We start from the raw sequence: 17,594 nt of genomic DNA on the forward strand, positions 1-17,594 counted from the left end.
TTTTCCGGGCATCAGGCCCGAGGAGGATCCGGGGACCCGTCAGCCCGACCACCAGGGCAGCGGCCCGGCCTCGCACTCCACCAGCAGCTCGTCCCGCCGCGCGGTCGCCCGCTGCCCGCCGGTGTCGCCGCGCCGGAAACTGGCCTTCACGGCGGCGTCGGCCAGCTCGGCGGCCAGGTGCCAGTGCTGGAGCTGCGCGTACCCGTCGCTGACGACCAGGAGTTCGCTGGGATCGGGCTCCACGAGGGCGCGGATGTGCGCGACCCGGACGGCGGTGACAGGCGAGTCCCAGCCGTGCCCGGTCACGTCGTGGCACACGCCGAGCCGGGCGAGCATGGTCAGCGCGTCGATCCGGCGGGCCGGCGCGTCGTTGGCGAGGCACTCGTCGGCGAGGGCCACGAGCCGGACCCGGGCCTCCTCGACCCGCCCGAGGCACGCCAGCGCGTACGCCTCGGCGAGCAGCCGGGACGCCCTGCGCGGGTGCCGGACCGGGTCCTCGGCGTCCTCCGCCTCGGCGAGCAGCCGGTCGACGGACAGCGCGCCCATGGTGGCCTTCGCAGCGGCCAGCTCGGCGAGCTGCCAGGGCAGCATCCCGCACGGGTCCTGCCCACGGGTCAGCGCCACGGCGGCTTCGAGCAGCTCGGCGGCGCGGCGGGTCCTGCCCTGGGCGGAAGCGGCGAGCGCCTCGATATGTAGGCCGTAGCCACGGCCGGCCGGGTAGCGGCTGCGCCAGCCCCAGTCCCGTAGTTGTCTGCCGATCGCCACGGCCTCGGAGATTCTGCCCAGCTCCAGGAGCGAGCAGGCTTCCGTGTGGGTGAGCGAGACGGTGCGCTCCCTGTCGGGCGCCAGATCGGGCAACGCAGTCCTCCCGTTCTGTCGTTGGTACCAGAAGATCCTGTGCTCGCAGTCGGCTCTCGTCCATGGTTGCGGTAGGTATCCGACAGGCTTTTTACGTTGATCTTCTTAAACGGGACTTTCAGGGGCAGAGATCAGTGATGATGCCCGTACAGGCTGTGGACAAAAGGAGAGCACGATGGGACGCATTTTCGGCATGCTGCTGGCCTCGATCATCATTGGGCCGATCATCGGGGTGATCGCCCGGCTGCTGATTCCCGGCCGGCAGAACATCACCGTCCTCAAGACCATCGGCGTCGGCATCGCGGCCGCGTTCATCGGCGGCGTGATCGCGCTGCTCTTCAAGGTGGACTCCACCTCGGGCATCGACTGGTGGCAGTGGGCGATCCAGATCGCACTGGGCGTCATCGGCGTGGGCATCGTGGCGGCCGGTGGCAAGAAGGCCTGACGAGCTAGAAGCTTCTTCTGCGGTACCAGACGACGGCGACACCCACCGTCGAGAACGCGAGCCCGGTCGCCCCGGCCACGATCAGCAACTTCGGGTCGGGGAGCCGGGCGTCACGCTGCGTACCCGAGACCGGGACGCCGTCCGGTGCGGCGGTCGGTTCGGGGAGCGGCTCGGGTTCTGCTCTGTACACCCGGGAGTCGGGGGTCTGCTCGACGGCGTCCGGCTCCGGCCCGGCCTGGCCCTGGGGGCTCTGGGCAGGCTGCGGGACCTGGGCCGGCTGCCCGATCATGTTCGGGAATTGTGAGGGCACCGCCGGCTGGGGCGCGAGCGCGGCGGACGGGACGGGGCTCGGCGTGGCGCTCGGGCCGGGGCTCACGACGACCGGAGAAGGGGCTGGCTGCGCCGCGACCGGTGCGGCCAGGAAGAGAACCGCGCCGGCAATGCCGACGCTGACCGCCAGTCGACCCGAGTACCGTCCAGCCACCATCTGGACCCCTCCAAAGGGGCGATGCCACCGGGTTTCAGCTCCACCTCAGGTTACGTCCACAGAGACCCGTTTATCAGGCGTTTCGAGCCGCCGGTGCCGATGCCCGCCAGGCATGGACGGGCCGCCAGCGCGGGACCGCCCTCCGGCGCTGCGGGCCGCCGGTGCGGAGCCGGTCAGGCGTTGCGCGCCGCGACCCAGTGCGGATGCTGCCGGCTGCGCTCACCGGGCTCGGACCCCAGCGGCTCCAGCGGGTGGTCGACCCGGAACCGGAGCCGGTAGCCGACGGCCGCGCGGGCCCGGCCCAGCCAGACCGCGTACCCCGACGGTTCGGGCGGGAAGCCCAGGCCGTACTTGAACCACGGCGGTTGGGCCTGCTGGGCCGCGTACCACCCGATGAGTTCGTCGATTCTGCGGTCGAGCTCGGCGCGCGCCGTCTTCGCGGTCTCCAACGCGGGCCGGTGATCATCCAGGTACGTCCGGTGCCGGCTGAGCTGCTCCTCCAGCACGTCCCGCGCGGCGACGGCCTTGCCGGCCCGGGCCCGCAGGATCGCGTGGTGTCCCCGGTCGACCCGGAGCTGGCGGGCCAGCGCGTGCCGGCGGGTCGGCTGGAGCCAGCTGAACGCGGAGTCGAGCTGGTCGGTCACGGACTCGATGTGCCGGGCGAGGCGTTCCTCGGCGGCGGCGGCCTCGTTGGCGGCGAGCCGGGCGCGGGCGAGCAGGTCGGGGTCCGGGGCGGGCGGGGCGAGCGCCCGGGTGCTCTCGCCGGTGGCGACCTGCCGCCAGAGCAGCCGTTCGTCGCCCCCGGAGCCGGCGCCGGACCCGGGCGGCGGCACGGGCTCGGCCCCGCCGGGCAGCAGGGTGAGCTGCGGACTTGTCGTGAGCTGCGGGGCGGTCGCGTTTCCGAACTCGTGCACGGTGGCCTCTCATGGGCGTCGCCGGTGAGGGCGCCATTCGTTGTACCGGTGAACCCCGGGAGACCAGACGCCAACTATTCGTACAAGTAAGGCTAAATATAATGAATCATCCCACGGATAGCTTCGGTAACTCGCGCGGGACGGTCGAGGATCCGCCCCAGTTCCGCGGCCAGGTCCGCCAGTCCCCGGGGCCGCAGCCCGGCCCGCCCGAGTCCGACCGCGCCGCGGACAGAGCCCCCGAGCGGGGCCCCGAGCGCGGCCCCGACCGCACCCTCGGCCTGCGCCACGAGCTGGCCCACCAGATGGCGCAGCACAACGGGGCGGAACCCGTCGGCCACCTGCCCGGCCCCCGCGAACTGCCGCCGCTGATCGAGCCGGTCTACGCCGAACCGACCTTCGACCCGGAGCTGCACTTCGGCCCCGAGAACCTCGCCGACCACCCGCTGCTGCGCGGCCTGCTCCAGGAACTCCCGCCGCGCGGGGGCCAGCCGCCGAACGTCGAGTGGCTCGACCGGTGGTTCGAGGCGACCCGCTCGATCCTGGACCTGCTGTACAGCCAGGGGTCGTACAAAATAGGAGCATGACGACCCCGAAGATCGAACTGCACGTCCACCTCGAGGGCACCGTCCGCGCGCAGACGCTCCTGGACATCGCCCGCCGCAACGACCAGCCGCTGCCGGCCGACACGGTCGAGGGCCTGGCCTCGCTGTACGAGTTCACCGACTTCGAACACTTCATCCGCACCTGGATGCTGACCACCAACTGCCTGCGCCGCGCGGAGGACTTCCGCCAGATCGTCGTGGACTACGCGCAGGAGGCGGCGTCGCACGGCGTCGTCTACATGGAGGGCATCTTCTCGCCCGCCGAGCGGGTCAACAGCGGGATCCGCTGGTCGGAGATGTTCATCGGGTACACCGAGGGCGCGGTCGAGGCGCGGGAGCGCTTCGGGATCGAGATCCGGTTCACGCCTGACCTGTACCGGAGCATGACCGACTTCGAGCTGGCCGAGGAGTGCGCGCGCCAGTGCGTCCGGTACGCCGAGTACGGCATCGTCGGCATGGGCGTCGGCGGCAAGGAGCAGGGCTATTCGCTGCTGCCGTTCCGCCGCGCCGCCGAGATCGTCCAGGAGGCCGGCCTGGGCTTCGTGCCGCACGCCGGGGAGGGCGCGGGTCCGGAGTCGATCATCGAGGCGCTGGCCCTCGACCCGCACCGGATCCGGCACGGCATCCGCGCCGTGGAGGACCCGGCCGTACTCAAGGAGATCGCCGACCGGGGCATCGTGCTGGACGTGTGCCCGATCTCGAACCTGCGCACCAAGGTCGTGCGGAACCTGGAGGAGCACCCGTTGCCGCAGCTCGTCGCGGCGGGCATCCAGTGCTCGATCAGCACCGACGACCCGGCGATGTTCGACACGGACCTGGCGCGCGACTACGCGGCGGCGGCCTCGCTGGGCTACACGGCGGAGCAGGCCTACGCGGCGGGCGTGGCGGGGGCGCTGGACTTCACGCCGGTGTGACGGCCCGGCCCCGGGCGGCGGCGATCCGTCGCCGTCCGGCCAGCCCGGCAACCGGTCGACACCGCGCCCGGCCGGCGCTCGGCGCTCACCGGCCACCCGACCAGATCAAACCCGCGAGAGCATCATCTGGTTACGCCGCGCCACTCCACCAGGCGCATCGGCACTTCGATGGCGACGCCCCACAGGCACGCCGCACGCTGCGAGCTAGAGCCCTCTGACCTCGGCCTCGAGCCGCACCTCGACCGCCTCCGCATGGTTGCCCTGCGCGTCCAGCAGCTCCGCGAGCAGCAGGAACGAGTCGATCGTGTGCGCCCCGGCCCCGGACGCGATGGTCGCCTCGATCGCGGCCCGCAGCAGCGCGATCGCCTCGACGGTCTGGCCCTGCTTCGCGACGATCCGCGCGGCCATCAGCTCGGCGAGCCCGGCGCGTACGTCGTCGCCGGCCTCCCGGTACGCGTCGGCGGCCTGCAACGCGGGGGCCACGGCCTCCGAGTACCGCTTGAGCACGGCCAGGGAGCGCGCCGTGACGTCGGCCAGCTCGGCGAGCAGCATGGGCTCGCCCAGCCGTTCGGCCTCCTCGCGGGCCTCGGCGAGGTCGTTGAGCCCCAACGGGTCGCCGCTCTCGCACCGGGCCAGCCCGAGCGACCGGCGGACCTGGGCGACCGCGATCGGATCCCGGGTCTGCTCGATGTGGACGAGCGATTCGAGGTACGCGGCGATGGCCGGCGGGAACTTCTCGTCCTGGTGCCACAGCTCGGCGATGGTGAAGTGGATCCGCGCGGGCTCGGCCTGGGAGTTCGGCGAGTCCTTGAGCACTTCGAGGGCCTTGTTCCAGCAGGCCAGCGCGCCGCGCTTGTCGCCGCGCTGCCGGATGGCGACGCCCAGCCAGTACCAGACCTCGCCGGCGAGTTCGGCCAGGTCGGCGACATCGTCCTCGGAGCCGGCGACCCCGTCGGCGGCCACGTCGAGTTCCTCGGTGATCCGGCGGAGCACCTCGACGGCCTCGTCGATCCGGTGCCCGGCGATCAGCAGCGAGCCGAGCTTGCAGCGCAGCGACCAGCGGGCCGTCGCGTCCCACTCGGCGTGCTGGGTGCGCTCGATGGTCCAGCGCAGCCGCTCGGCGGCGGCCACCGGGTCGCCCATCTCCGCGAGGTAGGTGACCTCCAGGGTGGACGCGTGGCCCACCCAGCCGGAGGAGCCGGGCAGGGTGGCGAAGTGCTCGGTGGCCTCGGCGGCGGTCTCCGCGGCGCTCGCGAGCTGGCCGGACACGGCGAGGATCTGGGAGAGCAGGAGCTGGAGGCGCGGCCGGGTGGCCGGGCGCAGCTCGGGGCGGGACAGGGTGGCGCGCAGCACGTGCTCCGCCGCCGCGTACTCGCCGGTGATGGTCAGGGCGTGCGCCAGGGCGTACACGGCGCTGTCGGCCATCCGGTGCGCCCCGCCGGCCCGCGCGTGCTCGACGCCGGTCTGGAGTTCGGAGACGGCCTCCTCGGCGCGCAGCGCGTACAGCAGGACGTGGCCGAGGAGCAGGCGCGGCATGGCGCGGACCCGGAGCGGCAGCTCCTCCCGGTCGTACTCGCTGACCAGGGTCTCCGCGAGCGCCACCTCGTCGCCGGTCAGCGGCTGCACGGCCAGCTCGGCGGAGCGCTCCAGCCAGCCGGCGTGCGCGTCCTCGCCGAGCCCGCGCAGCAGGGCGGCCCGCTCGGCGATGATCGGCGGGATCTCCTCGCGCCGCTCCAGCTCGGACAGCAGCCGGACCCGGTAGCCGAGGACCTCGGCGCGGACCTCGGGGCCCGGGTTGAGGGCGAGCGCGTTGCCCGCCGCGTGGTACGCCGACTCGTACTCGTGCAGTTCGGCCAGTTCGTCGCACCGGTCCAGCCAGCCCTCGGCGGTCGCGGGCAGGCCGAAGTCCATCGGCGGGGCGGACAGCCGGGCGCTGGGCAGAGTGGACAGCGCCACGTCGTAGTGCTCGGCGCGCAGCTCGCTGCGGGTCTCCCCGATGGCGGCGGACACGCTGGCGATGGTCGGCGGGCCGGACAGGCCGAGGGTGAACGCGACGTCGATCGGGACCCGGAGCGGGGCGGCGCCGTGCCCGGCGTCGACGGCACGGCCGAGGACCACGTTGAGCGCGGCCAGCTCGCTCATCAGGTCGCCGATGTGCTTCTCGGCGAGCGCGACGGCCCGGTCGAGGTTGCCGGTCAGGGCGCAGAACAGCAGGTGCTGGGCGACGAGCGCGGGGTGCCCGGCGGGGTCCTTCAGGATCCGGTACCCGCGCAGGTGGGCGCGCCGCGCCTCGCCGAACTGGCCGGCGTGCAGGAACGGCAGGAGGAGCAGCGCGAGGGCGTGCTCGTCCTCCTGGCCGAGGTAGGTCTCCAGGAGCTGCGCGTCGTCGAGTTCGGCGGCGGCGGCGCAGCGGGGGCAGTCAGCCATGGTCCAGCCCACTCAGGTCTTCTTCGAGTGCCGCGAGCTGTACGAGGTCGAGCAACGCGCCACTCAGAAGTTCGGTGTCGACACCGCGCAGCGGCAGGTGGCCGTGGAGACGGGCCTGGGCGTGAAGGAGCTGCACAGTACGTGACAGTACGGTCTGATCGGATAGTCGCGCCAGATGCTGAATGATCGGGCTGCGATGATTTAGGCACAAAGTAGCGGGATCGCCCAGGTAGAGCACGGGCAGACTGGCGGGTTCGAACGACTTGACCACCGTCGCGCAGCCCGTGGCGGCCAGCGCCGAGTCCGCCACCTTACGCAGCCTGAGCTGGGCGACCCGGTCCGAGAGCGGCGGGTCGTCGAGGTCGGCCATGATGTCGGACACCTCGACCCGCTCCACGGTGACGTCGTCGTAGAGCTCCGGGAGCTGTTCGAGGAGTTTCACGTCGTGCAGGTGGCCGGCGTTCACGAAGGGCGTGTTGCGGCCGGCGATCGGGGCGAGCTGCCGGAACACGTCCCGGGTCGTCGCGTACCGCACGTGCCGGGTCCGGCCGAGCAGCTCGGTGAGCGTGAGCCGCCCCGCGCTGGTCTCGAACGGCAGCCAGCGGGTGATGATCCTGGCCAGCTCGGGGTCCTGGGCCGCGTGGATCTTCAGCGCCAGGTGGTGGGTGTTCACGAACTGGGTGAGCCGGCGCGGCTGGCGCGCGGACAGCAGCAGCAGCCAGCTGCGCAGGGTCTGGCCGAGCTGGGTGCGCGCCTCGGCACGGTCGGCGGGCAGCGCGCCGGCGTCGAGGACGCACCGGGCGAAGAACGCCCACTCGGGCAGCAGGTCGGCGCCGTCGTCCTCCAGCAGCAGGCCGTCGCGGTACAGCGCGTGCTTCTGGACGGCGCGGGGCGCGGGCGACGTGGGCAGGATGTACGCCACGCCGAACGTCTCGCCGGTGGGCTTCTTGAGCGCGACCATGTCGAGCGGGTCGGCGTCGAGCAGCTCCGCCCCGTACTCCGCGATCTCCAGGGGCTTGTCCAGCAGCCACGGGGGCTGGCGGTTCACGTTCTGGGTCGCGCCGCCGGGCATCGCCACGTCCACCGGGATGGGCGACATCTCGGCGAACCGCCGGGCCAGCTCCACGACCTTGGACGTGTTCAGCAGGGTCTCGCCCCGCCGGCGGCGCAGGGTGACGGTCGTGCCGGTCAGGTCGTCCTCGACGGCCGTGGTGGTGTGCGTCCCGCTGATCCGGCCGACCCACTTGGTGCCCGCGCTGGTCCGGGTGACGGAGTCGCTGACCAGGAGGCCGGCCACCAGGCCGTCCTCGCCGGGCAACCGACCGTCGGGCACGGTGGTCTCGCCGTCGTCACTGATCTGGAACTGGCCCCTGTTCACGTCCGCCGGGACAATCCGGATCCGCTTGGCGTTTCTCGTCACCGAATGACGAATCAGTTCGGCGAGATAGCGCTGCGGATCGGGATAACGCAGCTTGAGCAGGGTCGGCAGATCCACCCGGAACGCCTTGGCCACGTCGCCTCCCTGCCCCTCACCGACACAGTCCGCCACCAGCCTAGGCCGTGTCCCCACGATGGGCATAGGCGTGTCCGGCAGATCATGCCGATCTGCCGGACACAACATGATTCAGTGGGGCAGAACACGTGCCATCTCGGTGAGCAGTGCGTGATCGTCGGAGTCCTGGCTCAACTCCCACGCCATCAGCCCGCGCAACTTCACCGACTTCACCAACGCGACGCGCAACGCGATCGATGTCGGGTCCGTGTAGGTGATCAGGGTCGTGGTCGATTCCGTGTACGGAGCGGAGCAGGTCCCATCTGGGTTAAACGCGCCGCACAGCTGATGGGTTGCGGTCCCGTACAGGGAAGGTTCCCCGGTGAGCGGATTGCGGCTGAACTGCAGGCCCTGGGCCTTACTGATGTCCCGATAGGTCGGATTGGGCGTCGAATCCCAGCGCAAAGTGTTCGCGTCCAGCCCGCGGCTGTCGTGCTTCTTGTAGAGGCCGTCGGTGCGGAGGAACTGGATTCCGTAGAACGGCACCCCGACAACGAGTTTGTTCGCCGGAACGCCGTTTTGCAGATAGTGCACGACAGTGCCCACCGTGTTCGCGGTGAGATCGGAGGAGTTGGCGTCCCTCGGGTCCCATCCGAACGGCGAGGAGGGACCGGTCTTCTGGTCGCCGCCGACCGTGTAGTCGTAGGTCATGACATTGACCCAGTCGAGTATCTTCGCGACCTTCGAGAGCTCGAAATACTTCGTGCTCTTCGATGTGGCCGGCAGCGCGGCGGTCAGCAGGTAGTGCTTGCCAGTCGACTTTCCGACAGTGTCGAGCTGCGTGCGGAACTCCTGGAACAGCGCCGTGGCGTTCTTCCGGTCCTCCGGGCGCGGGTCGACGTTGCCGCCGGCCACCTGCGTCGGGTACTCCCAGTCGATGTCGATCCCGTCGAACACCCCGGCGGCGGCACCGGGGCCGCCCGCGTTCTCCGGCCAGCCGCCCGTGGGCAGGTCACCCTTGATGAAGGTGTCGACACAGGATTTGACGACGGCCGCCCGGCGCTCGGGGGTCTGCGCGACCTTGGAGAACCACGTCGACTTCGTCCAACCCCCGAGCGAGATCTCGACCTTCAGATGGGGGTACTTGGCCTTGAGCTTGCGGATCTGGTTGAAGTTGCCGTAGAGCCGCTGCTCGGGGTAGTTGTCCGCGACGCCGTCGACCGTGTTCTCCGGGCCCCAGTAGACCTGCTGGTACTCGGCCCAGGGGTCGACCGGCGCGCAGCCGACCTTGCCGGTGGCCTCGTCGAAGGTCGGGTAGCCGAACGCGTACTGGATCACGTTCAGCTTCGTGGCCGGGATGTCCTTCACGAAGTACTGCCGGCCGTAGACGTCCCAGCCCGCGTAGTACGCGGTGACGACCTTGCTCGGGACGTCGTTGCCGGCGGCTGCGGGGGCCGGGGCGGCCGGGGTGGCCGGGTCCGCCAGCGCCGGGGCGGCGGCGAGGGTGGAGAGCAGGGCGGCGCCGACCAGGGCGGCGGCCCAGCGTCTGGCTGGTGGCATGGCGTTCCTCCAGGTGTCCGTAGAGGACCACCCTGACGACCCCGGGCACTGACTGTCAATACTCTTAACTATTTCCATGTCTCGTGGTGTCTACTGCCACCGGATGACGATCGGCCCGCTGTTGTCGTCGAGGGCGGCGTCCGCCAGGGTCTCGCCGAACGTCATCTGCGTCCCGACGTTCAGCGACGGCGGCCCGCCCTGGGTGACGTCGGCGTTGTCGTAGGCCACGTGGGCGGTGAACTCCACCTCGATGACCCGGGACTCGCCCGGCTTCAGCTCGCCCGAGTGGCACGTGCTGAGCCGCACGAACGGTTCCCCGCGTTCCGGACCGCAGCCGGTACCGGTCTGCCGCAGCCACTCGGGCACCCGGATGTTCAGGGCCACGGACGGTGCCGCCAGGGTGCCGTTGTTCGTCACCGTGACCTTGAGGACCCCGCGGCGCTGGCTCTTCACCTCCGGACCGAGGACCAGGTCGGCGGAGGTGACGGCCAGGTCGACGTAGCGCTGGTTCGCCGGGAACGTCGTCGGTCCGTCCACCTGGGTGAACGCCCCGCCGCGCCAGGCGTACGTGCGCCACTGCGGCTCCGTGCGGTGCTCGGCGTCGGCGGCCCGGGACACCTGGTGGTCGGACACCTGCGCCGAGACCGTTCCGCCCGGCTCCCGGCGCAGGTCGTAGATGGTCGCGACGGGGCCGCCGGGCTCGTTCCGCACCACCGTGCCCATCGTCGCGAACGTGCCGGGGCCGGTGGGACGGAAGGTGACCACCTGGAGGCTCGGGTCCCGGACCGCGCACGTGATCAGCGCCGTGATCTCGATGGTGCCGTCGCCGTCCAGGTCCGACTCCACCGTCTTCAGGATGGTGTAGTTCAGCTCGCCGTCCAGGACGCTCACCCCGGCCCGGAAGGTGAACCGGCCGCCCCCGCACAGCGAGGTCGCGCCCCGGCCCGGAAGGTCCAGGGTGGCGTGGGCCAGCTGCGCGTCGATCCCGCCGAACACCTCCCGGGCGGCCGACGGCCGGGGCGAGGCGCCCGGCGAGGGGCTGTGCGTCGGGCGCGGCGAGGCGCTCGGCGTCACGGTGCCGCCGGGAACCGGACCCGGCCCCGGGGCGGAGCCCCGCGTCGCGAACGCGGCCACGGGCACGGCGACGGCGAGCACGGTCACCACCCCGGCGGCCAGGGTCCGCACCCTGCGCTGGTGGCGCACCGTCGCGTGCGCCTGCCGGGTTCCGGCCGGCTTCACGAACGGTGCCGTCTCCTCGCGCAGCTCGGCGAACGCGCCGTTGATCAGGTTCAGGTCGTCGGACTCAGACATCGCGCTTCTCCTTCAGCTGCGTGGCGAGCGCCGCACGACCGCGGTGCAGCCAGGACTTGACCGTGCCCTCGGCGACGCCCTCCTGGCGGGCGATGTCGGCGATCGGCAGGTCCGCGAGGTGGTGCAGGATCACGGCCCGGCGGTGGGCGGGCGGCAGGGTGGCCAGGGCGGCGGCGATCGCGACCCGGTCCGGGGACGGCCCGGCGACGTGTTCCTCGCGCTGTCCACGCAGGAACCCGAGCGCGACCTTCGCCCGGCGGAACCGGTTGGTCGCCAGGTTCATGGCGACCCGGCGCACCCAGGCGACCGGCTCCTCGTACCCGGAGATCCTCGACCACCGGGCCAGCGCCCGGCAGAAAGCCTCCTGGACCACGTCCTGGGCGTGGCCCAGGTCATTGGTGTAGGCGAACAGCTGGATCGTCAGCCCCCGGAAGTGGGCCGCGTAGAAGTCGTCGAAGCTGGTGCCGACGTCCGGCACCGCCCCGACTCCCCCGTCTTCCTGCAACGTCACCACTCTGCTTCCTCCCCGTGCGGCCAGACGTCCTGGCTGGCTCGGGAACTACACACCGCTGGGTGGGGAAGGGTTGCAGGGGACTTTCAGCGCCGGAAGGCCAGGGCCGCCGCGCCGATCACCCCCGCCTCCGTGAGCTCCGCCGGGAGTACCCGCAGACCGCGGAGGAAGTCCAGGCCCGCCAGGCGGCCGATCCAGTCCCGCAGCGGGTCGAAGAGCAGGGGACCGCTGGCCGCGACGCCACCGCCGATCACCACGGTGTCGAGGTCCACGATCGCGGCGGCGCTGAGGATGCCGGCGGCCAGGGCCTTGGCGCCCTGGTCGAAGGCCGCGAGGGCGACCGGGTCACCGGCGGCGGCCGAGGCGGCGAGGTCGCGGGCGGTGGGGGCCGGTCTGTCGGGGGCGGCCGGAGGCGCGGCGCTGGGCGGGGCCACGACGGGGGACCAGCCGTTCGACACGGCCCACCGGACCAACGACGGACCCGACGAGTACGCCTCCACGCAGCCCCGGCTCCCGCACGCGCACGCCGGCCCGTCCGGGTCCACGATCGCGTGCCCGATGTGCCCGGCGTTGCCCGACGGGCCGAGGATCAGCTCGCCCGAGAGGATCAGGCCGCCACCGACGCCGGTGGACACCACCATGCCGAGCAGGGCGGCGCTGCCCCGGCCCGCGCCGAGCCAGTGCTCCGCGAGGGCGAAGCAGTGCCCGTCCCCGGCGAGGACCACGGGCCGGCCGAGCGCGGTGGTCAGCCTCTTGACCAGCGGGAACTCACGCCACGCGGGGGTGTTCAGCGGGCTGACGGTACCCCCGAAAGGGTCTAGTGGTCCTGCCGAGCCCACACCGATCACGGGCGCGTCGAACGGGGTCAGCAGGTCCAGCACCGCCTCGAACACCACCTCCGGGTCGTCGGTGACCGGGGTGGGGACGACGCGGTGCCCGTGCACCGTGCCGTCCCGCCCGACCACGCCGGCCGCGAGTTTGGTCCCGCCGATGTCCAGGGCCAGTACTTCGGTCATCTCCGCTGCTCTCAGTGCTTGTGGTGGTTGTCTGGCTGCCGTGGGTCACCCGGATGTTCCAGCCCCTCGACGAGCGTCAGCCGCTCGGCCCGGGACCGGTCCAACCAGTGGGCGAAGGTTCTTCGCCGGGCGGCGGCGAGGAGTGCGGCCCGGATCGCGGGCGCGTCGTCCTCAAAGGAGGGTAGAGCCCCGGGGATGATCTCCTCGACGGTCCACTCGTGTTCGCCGATCGGGTCACCCGCTCGGGTCTCGCCGCGCTCGACGCCGGCCCGGACCGCCCGGGGCAGCTCCTCCAGGGTCACCGGCCCCAGCGGCTGCCAGGGACCGCCGTCGAGCCGGTGCCGGAGCCGCCACCGGTCGGGTGCCGGCCGCGCCCACGCCTCCCAGTAGCGCCGGACCTCCTCCTCGGGCACCGTCACCCCGCCCGTGACCTGTGCGAACGCGGCCCGGACGGCGGGGGAGCCCTCGTAGGCGGCGGCGGTGATCGAGCCGTACTCCACCGCCGCGACCGGGTCGAGCGGTCCCGGGTCGACGGCGGGCGCGTCGAGGGTGGCGCAGAGCTCCTCGGTGAGGATCACCTGCGCGACCCAGCGGACGAGCTGGCGGCCCTCCGAGCTCTCCGGCACCGGGAGCGCGGCGGCCCGGGAGCTGCGCCGCAGCCCGTCGAGCCGCCGGTCGAGCCGGTCGCGCGGGATGGGCCGCCCGTCGAGATACCCGAGGACCGCCCCGGTCCCCGGGCCCGCCCCGGGACCGGCCGCGACCACCACCTGCTCCGTCACACCACCACCTCGACCTTGACCGTAGGCGCGTACTGGCACCGCCCGAACCACAGCACCTTCGCCATCGCCCACGCGTGCCCCGGCTCGAAGTCCGCCGGCACGCTCACTGCGAACTCGACCACCCGGGTCTCCCCCGGCCCGACCCCGAACCCGCTGACCACCGCCGGGAACAGCTCCCACGTCCCCCACGGCGACACCAGGTGCACCTCCCCGTGGATCTCGTCCCGGGTCGTGTTGGTCAGGGTGACGCCGAGGGTGCCGGTGCCGCCCGGGCGGACCACGAGGCTCGTCGACAGCGCCGCCACGGCCAGCCCGGTGTCGCGGGACGTGACCGAGGTCGTGCCCTGCGCGGCCGTCCAGTCCTCCGGCAGGTTCTCGATCGGCGTCGGCAGCACGCCCGGCAGGTCACCGACCGCGACCGTGACGACGTCCTCGGACCCGTCGATGCCGGCGGCGACGAAGTACAGGCCGTCGGGGCACGCGCCGGGGGTCACGGTGGCGGTGAACCGGGTGTGGCCGTCCGCCGGCAGCCGGTAGACGCGCTGGGCGGGGGAGACGGACCAGCCCTCGGGTACCCGGAGCGTGGCCAGCCCCTCGACGGCCGTGTCCTGGACCTGGCTGGCGAGGACCACCTCGACCTCGAACGGCTCCCCGGCGGTGCGCAGGATCCCGGGTGTCGCGGTGACCGTGACCGGCGCGTACCCGATCGGGGCCGGCCCCCGGTTGTGCAGCCAGTACCGCGAGTAGGCCGGCACGATCTCCGAAACCGCGCCGAGTACCTCGCCCCCGGCGACCGCGCCGACCGGAGTACCCACGTATGTCACAACTGTCGAGCCTGCCAGGTCAAGGCTCCCGGCGGGGCCCGAGGGGCTTTCCAGCAGGTCGGCGACCTGCAAGGAGTCCAGCGCGAACCCGTCGAGGCGGGCGGTCCGGCCGAGCCCCGTGCTCTCCGCGAGCCGGACCGTGACGCCACGCGCCGGGTCGACCCCGGCCCCGGAGCCGGCCGCGATCGGGTTGCCGGTCGGCTTGAGCGCGCTGAGCAGTACCTCCCGCTGGGGTTCGACCCGCAGGAAGGAGTGCGTGGCGGGGAAGGTGCCCGGCTGCGCGCCGAGTACCCGGGGCAGCAGCGGCGTCGAGTGCTCCTGGCCGCGCGACGGCAGGGTCGAGGCGCGCCAGTCCCCGTCGCCGGCCACCAGGGCGTAGGTGAACTCGTGCGTCCAGTGCTGCATCTGGAAGCTCAGCCCGTCGGGGGCGGTCCGGCGCGGCGGGTCGATCCACACCCCGGACGGCCAGCCGGTGCACGACCGCATCAGCGACAGGTGCAGCGCGCCGGTCGGGTCGACGGCGAACCCGGGCAGGCCGTAGGTGAGCAGGGCGACCGTGCCGTCGGTGAGCGGTTCGGTGTTCGCGCCCAGGGTCGGGGCGGTGATCGTGGCGTCGGCGACATCGGTGACCAGGGCCGGCAGGTCGCGGAGCACGATCAGGGCCGGGAGCGCGCGGGCGTCGCGCAGGTCGGCGTTGGGCTGCCAGACCTCGGTGAGCGGCTTGGCGGCCGGCACCCAGACCCACGGGTGCTCGCCCGGGTCGGTGTCGCCGAGGATCTCGCGGGCCAACTCGTTGGTGTCGGGGCCGCCGAGGACGATCCGGAAGTCGGGCAGGTTGGAGTCGACGTCGAGCCAGCCGTACCGGGACCAGTCGGCGCTGGAGGTGGTGGCCGTGACGCCGACCCGGGCCAGGGCGACGACCAGGTCGCGGGCGTCCGGGGCGCTGGCCAGGTCGGGGACGACCACCTCGGCCACGCCCAGCGCCCGGGACGTCCCGTCGCTCAGCGCCACCCGGGCCGTCGAGCCCAGCCCGAACCACGTGTTCGCCGGGTTGTCCAGCGTCCACGGGGCCTCGGCGACGTCCACGTCCGGCAGCGCGTAGCCGCGTCCGACGACGGCGGAGGCGACCTCGGAGATCGGCAGCGCGCCGGGCAGGTCGATCGGGAACTTCACCCGCAGCAGCTTGTCCACGCCCGCGTAGTCGAGGACCCGGGTGGAGCATTCGAGCTGGTCGGAGCCGTGCCAGAGGGTGACGGTCTGTTCGTAGGCGAGCCCGTCGACGACGCCGGTCGAGATCAGCCGCTCCCCGAGGTCGCTGGTCTCCTTCCGCACGGTCCCCGCGCCGGCCGCCGAGGAAACCACCTTTCCGTTGGGTACGAGGTGCCACGGCCCCTCGCCGAAGTCCGGATGCGCCGGGTACTCGGCGTACAGCCGCAGCTCGTTGCCCACCTCGCCGGCCTGGAGCAGCTCGCGCCCGCCGGCCAGGATGCTCGACAGCGCGCCACCCCGGGCCGGGTCCGCCGTGACCGTCAGGGCCGCGTTGCCGATCGTGTGGCCGGCGGCGGCCGACCAGCCCCCGGCGGTGCCCTCGACCAGCGAGAACGTCGTCCAGCCCAGGGCCGGCACGTCGGCGGCGCGGAACACCAGCGTGCCCCGGTCGCGCACCGCGCGTACCCCACGAATGGTCTTGTCGGTCCTGACCCTGACGAGTCCGGTGCGGTCGAAGCCCAGGGTGTTGGCCACCACCACCGACTCGCCGTCCAGCGCGATCTGGCCGGTCAGCGCGTCGAGCGCCCGGTCCCGCACGTCGGAGGCCAGGTCGAACGCCTCCCGCCAGCCCGCCAACAGGTCGATGTACACCTGGTCGGACTCCGAACCCGTGATCGCGTCGTGGTGCGCGCCGTACGCCAACTGGCGCCAGACCTTGTCGATCGCGGCCTCCGGGTAGCGCCCGAGGCCGTGCAGGCTCGCGATCGTCGCCAGCTTCTCCGCGTCGGTGACCGCCACCTCCCCGGCCCGCTGCGCCTGCTTCGTGTCGATGTAGGACACGTCCTTGCCCGTGTAGACCGGGTTCATGTCCCGGGTCTGCGGCGCGGGCCGGCCGATCTGCGAGCGCACCCCGTCGAGGAAGTCGCGCGGGATGGCGCACCGGAACCTGGGCCAGACGTACTTCTCCGCCCAGCTGCGGTGGATCGCCGTCACCCACTTGTTCGGCGGGGTGTAGTCCGTGCCGACCGGCAGCAGGATGTGCTTCGTCGCGGCCACCGGCTTCAGGTTGCGGTACAGCTGGAAGACCGCCTGCTCCGCCTCCTCCAGAGTCGCCGATGAGTCCATCCACCAGCCCGCCGAGTAGTGGTTCGGCATGTAGTGGGTCAGCACGCCCAGCCCGGACGGCGAGATCCACTCGAACTCGCTCGGGAACTGCATCACCGTCGCGTCGCCCTTGGCGTCCCGGAAGTTCTTCTGGATCGGCCCCCACTGGTGGAACGGGCCGCGCGCCCAGGCGCTGCCGGTCAGCCCGGCGTCGGCCAGGTAGCCCGGGAACTGCGGGTCGTGGCCGAACACGTCGAGCTGCCAGGCCGTCTGCGGGTCGCCGTGCAGGATGCCGCGCTGGTAGCCGATGCCGTAGACGATGTTGCGGATCGTGGTCTCCGCGCCCGTCAGGTTGGTGCTCGGCTCGTTGTACGTGCCGCCCATCAGCTCGACCCGGCCCTCGCGCAGCAGCCTGCGCAGGTCCTCCTTGCGCTCGGGGTGCACGTCGAAGTACGGCTTCAGGTAGTCGATCTCGGCGAGCACGAACCTGTAGTCCGGGTCCCGGAGCGCCAGGTCGATGTGCGTGTCCACCAGGCGGAACGCGTTGCGCTCCCACAGCGGGCGGGTGCTCGCGTCCCCGGACAGCCACTCCCACGGGGACGTGTACGCCGCCTGGGTGTTCCACCAGACCGGGTCGTAGTGGAAGTGGGAGATGAGGTGCATGGTGTAGCCGGGCTCTTCGAGGGTGAAGGTGGTGTCCAGGCTCGCGGTGCCGGCGGTGATGGTGATCCGGCGGGTGGGGCGGGGGCGGCTGGGGTGGGCGGTTGTCCCGGGCGCCGATCCGGCCGGCTCGGAGGGCCCGGCGTTCGCCGACGCTGATCCGACGTTCTCCGGCGCCGATCCGGCGGCCGCGTCGGTGCCGGCCAGACCCGGCTGGTCGACGGCCCGGTCGGTGTCCAACCCGACCTCGACGACCACCTCGCCCGCCCCCGCGGGGATCTCCGCGCCCCCCGTGGCCTCGCCGGTGACGGTCAGAATCGTGCTCTCGGTGGTGTCCCGGACGATCGTCACGCGCAGGACCTGGCGGGGGGCCTCTTCGGTACCGACGAACAGGTCGGTCGACTCGGCGGCGGTGATCTGCATGCGGCCACTGTAAGGTCCGCGATGCCCTGATGGCAACGTTGTCATAGTGCCTGTTTCG

General features: G+C 72.3%; 14 protein-coding genes. 3 read left to right on the forward strand and 11 right to left on the reverse strand.

Features of this window, described 5'->3' with window-relative positions; all coding sequences use genetic code 11:
- Positions 1-39: 39 nt before the first annotated feature.
- Complete coding sequence (locus AB0M43_RS29595) at positions 40-858, reverse strand: hypothetical protein (protein ID WP_363729066.1); 819 nt, start codon at positions 856-858, stop codon at positions 40-42.
- A 175-nt stretch (positions 859-1,033) separates the two neighbouring features.
- Here AB0M43_RS29595 and AB0M43_RS29600 point away from each other — a divergent pair, with 175 nt between their 5' ends.
- Entirely contained in the window at positions 1,034-1,303 is a 270-nt protein-coding gene (locus AB0M43_RS29600) for a GlsB/YeaQ/YmgE family stress response membrane protein (RefSeq protein WP_363729067.1), read from the forward strand.
- Between the two features lie 4 nt (positions 1,304-1,307).
- Here the strand turns inward: AB0M43_RS29600 and AB0M43_RS29605 are convergent, their stop codons facing one another.
- Together AB0M43_RS29605 and AB0M43_RS29610 are read right to left on the reverse strand one after the other, a co-directional pair.
- Positions 1,308-1,592, reverse strand: coding sequence for a hypothetical protein (locus AB0M43_RS29605; RefSeq protein ID WP_363729068.1), 285 nt, complete (start codon positions 1,590-1,592; stop codon positions 1,308-1,310).
- A 371-nt stretch (positions 1,593-1,963) separates the two neighbouring features.
- Complete coding sequence (locus AB0M43_RS29610) at positions 1,964-2,704, reverse strand: hypothetical protein (RefSeq protein ID WP_363729069.1); 741 nt, start codon at positions 2,702-2,704, stop codon at positions 1,964-1,966.
- 101 nt (positions 2,705-2,805) lie between these two features.
- Here AB0M43_RS29610 and AB0M43_RS29615 point away from each other — a divergent pair, with 101 nt between their 5' ends.
- Both AB0M43_RS29615 and add read left to right on the forward strand, forming a co-directional pair.
- A complete protein-coding gene (locus tag AB0M43_RS29615) occupies positions 2,806-3,288 on the forward strand; it encodes a hypothetical protein (RefSeq protein WP_363729070.1) in 483 nt (160 codons plus the stop codon).
- Positions 3,285-4,220: an adenosine deaminase gene (gene add / locus AB0M43_RS29620; protein ID WP_363729071.1), complete on the forward strand. Its 936-nt coding sequence runs from the start codon at positions 3,285-3,287 to the stop codon at positions 4,218-4,220. The genes AB0M43_RS29615 and add overlap by 4 nt, the downstream gene beginning before the upstream one ends.
- Positions 4,221-4,424: 204 nt before the next feature.
- On the opposite strand, the gene AB0M43_RS29625 is transcribed toward add, so the two are convergent.
- The 8 genes from AB0M43_RS29625 to AB0M43_RS29660 all read right to left on the reverse strand — a co-directional run bounded on the left by AB0M43_RS29625 (position 4,425) and on the right by AB0M43_RS29660 (position 17,536).
- Positions 4,425-6,647 (reverse strand): hypothetical protein, encoded by a 2,223-nt coding sequence (locus tag AB0M43_RS29625; protein WP_363729072.1) that lies wholly within the window; start codon positions 6,645-6,647, stop codon positions 4,425-4,427.
- The gene (locus tag AB0M43_RS29630; protein WP_363729073.1) at positions 6,640-8,160 is read right to left on the reverse strand and encodes a hypothetical protein; all 1,521 of its coding nucleotides are present in this window, start codon (positions 8,158-8,160) and stop codon (positions 6,640-6,642) included. The genes AB0M43_RS29625 and AB0M43_RS29630 overlap by 8 nt, the downstream gene beginning before the upstream one ends.
- A gap of 111 nt (positions 8,161-8,271) precedes the next feature.
- Positions 8,272-9,699 (reverse strand): glycoside hydrolase family 18 protein, encoded by a 1,428-nt coding sequence (locus AB0M43_RS29635; protein WP_363729074.1) that lies wholly within the window; start codon positions 9,697-9,699, stop codon positions 8,272-8,274.
- Positions 9,700-9,789: 90 nt separating this feature from the next.
- Positions 9,790-11,010: a hypothetical protein gene (locus tag AB0M43_RS29640; protein WP_363729075.1), complete on the reverse strand. Its 1,221-nt coding sequence runs from the start codon at positions 11,008-11,010 to the stop codon at positions 9,790-9,792.
- A complete protein-coding gene (locus tag AB0M43_RS29645) occupies positions 11,003-11,521 on the reverse strand; it encodes a sigma-70 family RNA polymerase sigma factor (RefSeq protein WP_363729076.1) in 519 nt (172 codons plus the stop codon). Before AB0M43_RS29645 ends, AB0M43_RS29640 begins: the two co-directional genes overlap by 8 nt.
- 86 nt (positions 11,522-11,607) lie before the next feature.
- Positions 11,608-12,537, reverse strand: a complete 930-nt coding sequence (locus AB0M43_RS29650; protein WP_363729077.1) for an ROK family protein — start codon at positions 12,535-12,537, stop codon at positions 11,608-11,610.
- Positions 12,538-12,548: 11 nt separating this feature from the next.
- Positions 12,549-13,316, reverse strand: a complete 768-nt coding sequence (locus AB0M43_RS29655) for a hypothetical protein (RefSeq protein ID WP_363729078.1) — start codon at positions 13,314-13,316, stop codon at positions 12,549-12,551.
- The gene (locus tag AB0M43_RS29660; RefSeq protein ID WP_363729079.1) at positions 13,313-17,536 is read right to left on the reverse strand and encodes an NEW3 domain-containing protein; all 4,224 of its coding nucleotides are present in this window, start codon (positions 17,534-17,536) and stop codon (positions 13,313-13,315) included. Before AB0M43_RS29660 ends, AB0M43_RS29655 begins: the two co-directional genes overlap by 4 nt.
- Positions 17,537-17,594: the final 58 nt, after the last annotated feature.

Origin of the sequence: Longispora sp. NPDC051575, assembly GCF_040681875.1 — a bacterium.
Taxonomy (GTDB): Bacteria; Actinomycetota; Actinomycetes; order Mycobacteriales; family Micromonosporaceae; genus Longispora.

Bases quoted from the DNA above. Each gene is read 5' to 3' on its own strand.
- AB0M43_RS29600 (WP_363729067.1), top strand. From the start codon at position 1,034: ATGGGACGCATTTTCGGCATGCTGCTGGCCTCGATCATCATTGGGCCG.
- AB0M43_RS29605 (WP_363729068.1), bottom strand. From the start codon at position 1,592: ATGATCGGGCAGCCGGCCCAGGTCCCGCAGCCTGCCCAGAGCCCCCAG.
- AB0M43_RS29615 (WP_363729070.1), top strand. From the start codon at position 2,806: ATGAATCATCCCACGGATAGCTTCGGTAACTCGCGCGGGACGGTCGAG.
- add (WP_363729071.1), top strand. From the start codon at position 3,285: ATGACGACCCCGAAGATCGAACTGCACGTCCACCTCGAGGGCACCGTC.
- AB0M43_RS29625 (WP_363729072.1), bottom strand. From the start codon at position 6,647: ATGGCTGACTGCCCCCGCTGCGCCGCCGCCGCCGAACTCGACGACGCG.
- AB0M43_RS29635 (WP_363729074.1), bottom strand. From the start codon at position 9,699: ATGCCACCAGCCAGACGCTGGGCCGCCGCCCTGGTCGGCGCCGCCCTG.
- AB0M43_RS29640 (WP_363729075.1), bottom strand. From the start codon at position 11,010: ATGTCTGAGTCCGACGACCTGAACCTGATCAACGGCGCGTTCGCCGAG.
- AB0M43_RS29650 (WP_363729077.1), bottom strand. From the start codon at position 12,537: ATGACCGAAGTACTGGCCCTGGACATCGGCGGGACCAAACTCGCGGCC.
- AB0M43_RS29660 (WP_363729079.1), bottom strand. From the start codon at position 17,536: ATGCAGATCACCGCCGCCGAGTCGACCGACCTGTTCGTCGGTACCGAA.